Consider the following 993-nt stretch of genomic DNA (forward strand, 5'->3'; position numbering starts at 1 on the left):
CCTAATAGAGGAGACAAAGAACTCAACACTGAATTAGCAAAGGACCTCTTTCAATACAAAGAACTATTAGAGAATATAATAGTATCGAACATATTATACCTTATATCATCAAATGATAAGAACTGGACATTATTAATGATGAAACGAATAAATTCATTTAGATTTAGTGATTTTTAGAATCACTATGAGGAGGACTTCATCCTAAATTAAGTCCTCCTACTCACTCCTGCGTATTCTGACGAAGTTGAACAATAGCGCCCTTAGAGGAGTCAGTTTGGAGATCGGAAATTTTTGTACGTTAAGCGCATTATTTAACAAATCTCGATGCGTAACGGATTGATTTTACGTCAGCGGTTATCGCTTTTAAGTTGTAGCTCTTACGGTATCGCATTTAGGTTATCCGATTAAGAGCCTATCCCAGAAGGGAATGTCAGAATGTCGTAACTGGTAATTTATGAAGGCGAAAATATGACAGGCAGAAATGGCGGATCAGCGATGAGCTTTGTGAAAAAATGACACCGCTTATCCCTGAGCACAAAACCAGCCATCCGTTCGGTGCTCACCGTAAACGCGTTGATAACCGTGCGGCCATGAATGCCATATTTTTCGTCCTCAGGACCGGTTGCCAGTGGAACACGCTGAATGCCACCAGGATATGTTCATCGAGTTCTGCACACCGGCGCTTCCAAGAATGGCGTGATGCTAGAGTCTTCGAGCGCTTTTGGCAGAACGGTTTGCTTGCCTGCGAACATCTGGACGGCAGCATGACCAAATCACCGCTGTCAAGAACAAAAAAACAGGCCGCAATCCCGCGGACAGAGTGAAACAAAGCGTAAAGCGCGGCCTGATGACGGATGCCAACGGGCTTCCTCTGTCGCTGGTTGTTGCAGCGGCGAACACGCACGATATCTGACTGGTTGCAGATACGCTTGATGCCCTCCAGATGGGGCATCCGGGACAAAAACTCAGGCTCTGCCTAGACAACGTTATGAA

At 45.0% G+C, this 993-nt stretch carries 1 pseudogene; it reads left to right on the plus strand.

What is annotated here, in order from left to right:
• Positions 1-512: 512 nt before the first annotated feature.
• Positions 513-993: pseudogene (locus tag CWM53_RS13895) on the plus strand (IS5 family transposase); the annotation flags it as partial.

The sequence above is a fragment of the Klebsiella sp. A-Nf5 genome (assembly GCF_002810545.1).
GTDB classification, from domain to species: Bacteria; Pseudomonadota; Gammaproteobacteria; order Enterobacterales; family Enterobacteriaceae; genus Klebsiella; species Klebsiella variicola.